Origin of the sequence: Bacillus sp. GbtcB14 (assembly GCF_019091205.1) — a bacterium.
Taxonomy (GTDB): Bacteria; Bacillota; Bacilli; order Bacillales; family Bacillaceae_G; genus Bacillus_A; species Bacillus_A cereus_AG.
Window position 1 is genome coordinate 22,815 of sequence record NZ_JAGXJT010000004.1, and the last position, 6,637, is coordinate 29,451.

Consider the following 6,637-nt stretch of genomic DNA (forward strand, 5'->3'; position numbering starts at 1 on the left):
ATAAAAAAAGGCTGTTCCAAAATATTGGAACAGCCTTCTCTTATGGGTCTTACTCTTCTCCGAAACGCTCAACAAATGTTGCAAGTGTACGTACCATTGCACCTGTTGCTCCAGCTGGTCCTAAATCATGCGCTCCTGATGTTTCAGATGTTCCAGCGATGTCTAAGTGTACCCATGGTGTATCTTCAGCGAATTCACCTAGGAATGTACCTGCCATAACTGCATGCCCTTCACGGCCTGGTGAGTTATTTAAATCAGCAAACTTACTGTTTCGAACGCGTTCTTTATCACGATCAAAAATCGGTAATTGCCAAATTGATTCATCTGTTTCCATAGATGCCTCTAGCACTTGCTCAAACAACTCTTCATTGTTTGTCATTGCGCCTGTCGTATGATTTCCAAGTGCAACAATTACACCACCTGTTAATGTCGCAACATCAATCAGATAGTTTGCACCTAGTTTTTTCGCATACGTAATACCATCAGCTAACGCTAGGCGACCTTCTGCATCTGTATTTAATACTTCAATTGTTTTTCCGCTCATAGATGTGATTACATCGTCTGGCTTAAATGCTGTACCACTTACAACGTTATCAGTCGATGGAATAACAGCAATCACATTTTGCTCTGGACGAAGTTCACCGATAATTTCCATTGCACCTAATACAGAAGCAGCACCGCCCATATCACCTTTCATACCGACCATGCCTTCACGTGGTTTTAAAGAATAACCACCTGTATCGTATGTAATCCCTTTTCCAACGAATCCAATGACATCTGTCCACTCTTCTTTTCCTTTATAAATAAGAGCAATCATTTTTGGTGGCTCTGTACTACCTTGGTTTACTGCAAGTAACGCGCCCATACCAAGATCTTCCATCTCTTCTTTCTCAAGAACTTTATAATCCATATCATACTTTTCCGCTAACTCAACAGCATACTCAGCAAGCTTTGTTGCTGTTAATACGTTTGGCGGCATATTTACAAGTGTACGAGCTGAATTTGTTGCACGTCCATGTACGTAGCCAACTGTTAATGCAGCTTCAATTTCGTGTGCATCTTCCGCTGTAATAGCCGTGAACTTCTCTAGTTCCACACGATCCTTTTTATCTGATTTATACGTTTGTAACTCATATGTACCAAGACCTTGTACTTCTGCTGCAATGTGAGCTACATCAATCGCGTCTAATTTCTCTGTTACGAAAGAATCAAGTAAGATTGCTGCATCTTGTACTTTTGCTGCCTGCAGTGTTTTAAACGCCTTACCAAGAGCAGCACGTAATGTTTCCGTCGTATACGATTCTTTCTTTCCTAAACCAACGAAATAATAACGTTTCACATTTGTTTTCCCTAAACTATGTACTTTCGAAATAGCTTTCTTCTTAGTAGAAAGTTCTTTCTCTTCTAATAAAACTTGTAATTGTCCTTCAAACGCTTTGTCCAGTTCTTGTACAAAACTACTCGTTTTCTCTTCTTCAAATAAGGAAACAATTACCGCTTCATGGCTTGCTAATTCTTTTTGTACTTGAAACATGTTCAGACCCCCTAAATTTCTCTACTCTACCTTTATTATAACTTTATTTTCGATAAAATGCGACAATTCTAACTTCTGTTACATCCTATATAATCCATACTTCTTCTATATAAAATTAAAAAAGCCTAGCGTAATTCCCACTAGACTATCTTTGTTTTAAATATTGACCGCGAAATACTTGCATCGTTTCGTCTTGATTTAACATCGTTAACTCTTCCTCTGAAAACTTACCATCTCCAACTTTCACTACATACACATTTACTTTTTTCTTACCCCATTGGCTATAAACATCTTTCACCGTATCATAGTACAAATCAAGGCGGTTTCCTTTTATTGCACCGCCCTTATCAGCTACTACACCATATCCATAACCTGGTACGAATAAAATTGTTCCAATTGGGAATACGCGTAGGTCCGCTGCGATTGTGGAATATAAATCCCTTTTCGCCTTAACACCTGAATATGTAATACCATACTCCGGATGTCCCGGCCTCTTACCAGTTGACTCAATTCCTGACGTATAACCTGTTGCAGTCATTTCAATTGAACGATATTTAGACCAGTCTTTCGCCTGCTCTAAAGCATTTATCACTTCTTTACTCGGAGCAACATTTCTCTTAACTTCTGCTGCATGTACTTCTTTTGCACTCGTTCCCTCATATTTCTTTACAATCTCTAATAAAGAAACTCCTGTGAAAGCATTCCATGTTACGCATAATGCGGATACAAGTAAACAAGTCATCATAATGCGAATACAATATCGTTTTAACATTTTTATATTCCACACTCCTTCATCGTTAATCATTCCCTATACAATGAAGGAATATGCAAAAAAATAATCCCCAAATGAATTGGAGATTAAAACATTTGATATCCGCTTTTCCGAAGTTTCTTAATTATAATTCCGGCCAAGGCAGCACCTACTAATCCAGTAGATAGAATAAACACATCTGCCTGTCCTAAATGCGATATACTTGTCCCAAATGAAGAGAACGCTTCTTTCGGCTTTGAAAAATAATCCCACATACTCGCTTTATTAATAATAAGCATACAAATAATTGGATACACAATAACCATTACCCACGTAGCTCGCAAAATCATGTTGAGTAAAAATCCAATTCCAAAAAACAAAATGAAGAATAACATCATTGAAATAAGTAGTACCGGTATACTCACTCTTTCTCCCTCTCCTTCGTCTGTGCCGTAAATACGTGATAGGCTGTATAACCAAATTGCTCTCCTGGATCTAATGTTTTGTTCATCTCAAGATGTAGTTCTGACCTTCCTTCAAACAAATATTTGATAAGTAAAGACGTATTTGGATCGTCTGCAATCGTATCTGGATGTAAAAATGCTACTTCAGACAATTCTTTCTCCTGTACAATAATGTTTTCTCCTTCAGGCTCCAAAAGGAAAATAATCATATTATCACTAATCTCATTGCGAATCACACCCGATCGAACACCAATGATCCCCTTCACATGAGCGACGATACCTGTCTCTTCTAACACTTCACGTTTCACAGCTTCATCAACCGTCTCACCTTCATTTACAAAACCAGCCGGTAAAGACCATTTCCCCTTTAATCCACTGTATTTTTTCTTAACGAACAGCCACCTGCCATCTTTTGTAGCTACTAAGCCACCAACAGCTAGCCATACTTTCCCTCGTTTCTCCATGATGTAATACCCTCCTCTACTAGAACGGACAGAATATTCTTTCTTTTTTATATATTATACTATATTTTTAATACGAAAAAAGCAGAAACAGCTCTTAGCCGTTTCTGCTTTTCTCTACTATATATTAAAATAACTTCAATTTACCTTTTTTAAGAACTAATAAAGGTCCACCTAATAAGAATAGGTAACGGTTATCGATAACTTTCTTCATGAAGGAAGCTTTCCAACCTGTTAACTTTTTGCCCATAACAACGCCCATTGCATCGTCATGACCTAATGAACATACAGATCCTTTATTGTCGAATGCGAATGTTTTCATTTCGCCTTTGCCACGAACTAATACAGTTAAGTTGTGTGCAATGTTGTAACCTTGTTGAATTGCGATTTGTGCTGTTGGTGGGTATGGACGGTTAATTTCTTCGTTAATGATTAACGCTGCGTCACCAACCATGAATACATCTTCGTATCCTGGAGCATGCATGTACTCATCAACTTTTACACGTCCGCGCATTGCTTCAAAGCCAGACTCTTCTACAATACCGTTACCACGAACACCTGCAGCCCAAACTACTGTTTCAGACTTTAGTAATTCAGTATCATCACCGTTTGCAACGATAATACCTTCTTCAGTTGCTTCTTTAATTGCTGTACCGATGCGGAATTCTACGCCTTTTTTCTCAAGTTGTTTTACAGCGTATTCTACTAATGCTGGATCGAAACCTGGAAGTGCTGTTGGAGCAGCTTCTACACAGATGATACGTGCTTTTTCACGTGGTACATTGTACTCTTTGCAAAGTTCAGGAACACGATTTGCAAGCTCACCTACGTACTCGATACCAGTAAATCCAGCACCACCAACAACGATTGTTACTAATTCATCGCGTTGTTCAGTTGCATATTTAGCGAAACTAGCTTCCATATGCTCACGAATTTGACGAGTTGCATTAATGTTAGCGATTGAGAATGCATACTCTTTTAATCCTGTAATTCCGAATGTTTCTGATTCGAAACCAAGACCGATTACTAAGTAGTCATACTCTAACTCGCCGTCTTTTAAGATAATGCGTTTTTCAGCAGCTTTAATTTCTACTACTGTATCTTGTACAAAGTTCACTTTATTTGTATCAATAACGTCTTGAATATCTAGACAGATTTTTTCATCTTGTAATGTACCAGCTGCGCTCTCGTGTAACCAAGTCGCTTGGTAGTGATAGCTGTTGTTATTTACTAACGTAATTTCAGCTTCATTTACAGATAATGCTTTTTGCAGACGAACAGTCGTAATCATCCCGCCATAACCTGCACCTAAAACTACGATTTTTGGAGTCTTCACCAAATCACAACCCTTTTCTTTATATAATAGTAATAAAAAATAATACCAAGTACTAAAAACTCTATTTGTCAAGAATGTGGAATTTATCACATTCTATATCGTAACAAAACGCAGTCAAAAAATCGTACGAATTTTGTCATAGAAATTTAACATAATACTTCCCTATATTAGTCGGTTTTATTCCAGAATTCAAGCGTCTGGCGAATTATCAATATTTTAAAATAACATAGCGTTTTCAAGGGTTTTTCAGCCTTTTTTTCATGTATTTTCCTTTCACCCTATTTTATACAATTAAAAAAGTATCTATGCGAAAACTTACACACAATTCAGTCGTTTTCGGAAGTATTATGAACTCAAATATGCTATCATTTATTTGAAAGTGTCATCATTTGCAGGATTTTCGTGTACATATGAACAATATATGAAATCAATATCAAAATTCCATCTATAGGGGGAATGAAAGTGGCAGAAAATCAAAAAGTTTACGACATAACAATTATTGGTGGTGGTCCAACAGGACTGTTCACAGCATTTTATGGCGGTATGAGACAAGCAAGTGTAAAAATCATTGAAAGCTTACCTCAACTTGGAGGACAATTATCCGCACTCTACCCTGAAAAATACATTTATGATGTAGCTGGATTCCCGAAAGTGCGCGCACAAGAATTAGTTGATAACTTAAAAGAGCAAATGAAGAAATTTGACCCAACCGTTTGTTTAGAAGAAGCTGTTGATACGCTTGAGAAACAAGCTGACGGTATATTTAAACTTGTTACGAATAAGCAAACTCACTATTCTAAATCAGTTATTATTACTGCTGGCAATGGTGCTTTCCAACCACGCCGCTTAGAATTAGAAGGGACAGCAAAGTACGAAAAGAAAAACTTACATTATTTTGTTGATGATATGAATAAATTTGCTGGTAAGCGTGTCGTAGTATTTGGCGGCGGCGACTCAGCAGTGGATTGGACAATGATGTTAGAGCCGATCGCTGACAAAGTTACAATCGTTCATCGCCGTGATAAATTCCGTGCGCATGAACATAGCGTAGAAAGCTTAATGAATTCTCGTGCAGAAGTAAGCACACCATACGTTCCAGTTGAACTCATTGGTGATGACAAAATTGAACAAGTCGTTCTTCAACACGTAAAAACAGAAGAAAAAATTATCATCGATGTCGATGATGTTATCATAAACTACGGCTTCGTTTCCTCTCTTGGTCCAATTAAAAACTGGGGCTTAGATATACAAAAAAACAGCATTCTCGTGAACTCAAAAATGGAAACAAATATTCCTGGCATTTACGCTGCTGGTGACATTTGTACATATGAAGGAAAAGTGAAACTCATTGCTTGCGGCTTTGGTGAAGCACCAACAGCAGTAAACAATGCAAAAGCTTACTTCGATCCAAGCGCAAAACTTCAACCGATGCATAGCTCAAGTATGTTTTAATATACAAAAATAAAGCTCCTTCCATGTATGGAAGGAGCTTTTACTTTTTATATATTAGAAAACGAATTATTGTTTTCTTCTTCTACCTAATATGAATACTACTCCGCCAACTAAGAATGAAACTCCCGCACCAACTGACATCATCCATGGAGACGCTGCCCCTGTTTTCGGTAATTCTCTTTCTACTTTTACTTGCGGCTCTTTAATTAATTTTTCCAGTCTTACTTCCGGTTTCTCCGGTTTCACCTCTGGTTCTTTCGGATCTTCCGGCTTCACTTCTGGTTCCTTCGGCTCTTTCGGGTCTTCCGGTTTCACTTCTGGTTCCTTCGGCTCTTTCGGCTCTTTCGGGTCTTCCGGTTTCACTTTTGGTTCCTTCGGTTCTTTCGGATCTTCTGGTTTCACTTTTGGTTCCTTCGGTTCTTTCGGTTCTTTCGGATCTTCTGGTTTCACTTTTGGTTCCTTCGGTTCTTTCGGATCTTCTGGTTTCACTTTTGGTTCCTTCGGTTCTTTCGGTTCTTTCGGATCTTCTGGTTTCACTTTTGGTTCCTTCGGTTCTTTCGGATCTTCTGGTTTCACTTTTGGTTCCTTCGGTTCTTTCGGATCTTCTGGTTTCACTTTTGGTTCCTTCGGTTCTTTCGG

The 6,637-nt window shown here is 38.2% G+C and carries 7 protein-coding genes; 1 reads left to right on the forward strand and 6 read right to left on the reverse strand.

Annotated elements, in window-relative coordinates; translation table 11 throughout:
• Nucleotides 1–49: 49 nt before the first annotated feature.
• From pepA to KVT31_RS12750, 5 genes are all read right to left on the reverse strand, one after another.
• Nucleotides 50–1,534, reverse strand: coding sequence for a cytosol aminopeptidase (pepA, locus tag KVT31_RS12730; RefSeq protein WP_088098227.1), 1,485 nt, complete (start codon nucleotides 1,532–1,534; stop codon nucleotides 50–52).
• A 145-nt stretch (nucleotides 1,535–1,679) separates the two neighbouring features.
• Nucleotides 1,680–2,306 (reverse strand): 3D domain-containing protein, encoded by a 627-nt coding sequence (locus KVT31_RS12735; RefSeq protein ID WP_140392587.1) that lies wholly within the window; start codon nucleotides 2,304–2,306, stop codon nucleotides 1,680–1,682.
• 86 nt (nucleotides 2,307–2,392) lie between these two features.
• Nucleotides 2,393–2,710 (reverse strand): YuiB family protein, encoded by a 318-nt coding sequence (locus tag KVT31_RS12740; RefSeq protein WP_088098229.1) that lies wholly within the window; start codon nucleotides 2,708–2,710, stop codon nucleotides 2,393–2,395.
• Nucleotides 2,707–3,213: an NUDIX hydrolase gene (locus KVT31_RS12745; RefSeq protein ID WP_088098230.1), complete on the reverse strand. Its 507-nt coding sequence runs from the start codon at nucleotides 3,211–3,213 to the stop codon at nucleotides 2,707–2,709. The genes KVT31_RS12740 and KVT31_RS12745 overlap by 4 nt, the downstream gene beginning before the upstream one ends.
• Before the next feature lie 124 nt (nucleotides 3,214–3,337).
• The gene (locus KVT31_RS12750; protein ID WP_140392588.1) at nucleotides 3,338–4,546 is read right to left on the reverse strand and encodes an NAD(P)/FAD-dependent oxidoreductase; all 1,209 of its coding nucleotides are present in this window, start codon (nucleotides 4,544–4,546) and stop codon (nucleotides 3,338–3,340) included.
• Between the two features lie 462 nt (nucleotides 4,547–5,008).
• Between KVT31_RS12750 and KVT31_RS12755 the strand changes: the two genes are divergently transcribed.
• A complete protein-coding gene (locus KVT31_RS12755) occupies nucleotides 5,009–5,998 on the forward strand; it encodes an NAD(P)/FAD-dependent oxidoreductase (RefSeq protein WP_141532670.1) in 990 nt (329 codons plus the stop codon).
• Between the two features lie 66 nt (nucleotides 5,999–6,064).
• Here KVT31_RS12755 and KVT31_RS30255 read toward each other — a convergent pair.
• On the reverse strand, nucleotides 6,065–6,637 hold a 573-nt coding region (locus tag KVT31_RS30255), incomplete at its 5' end, for an LPXTG cell wall anchor domain-containing protein (RefSeq protein ID WP_254637202.1).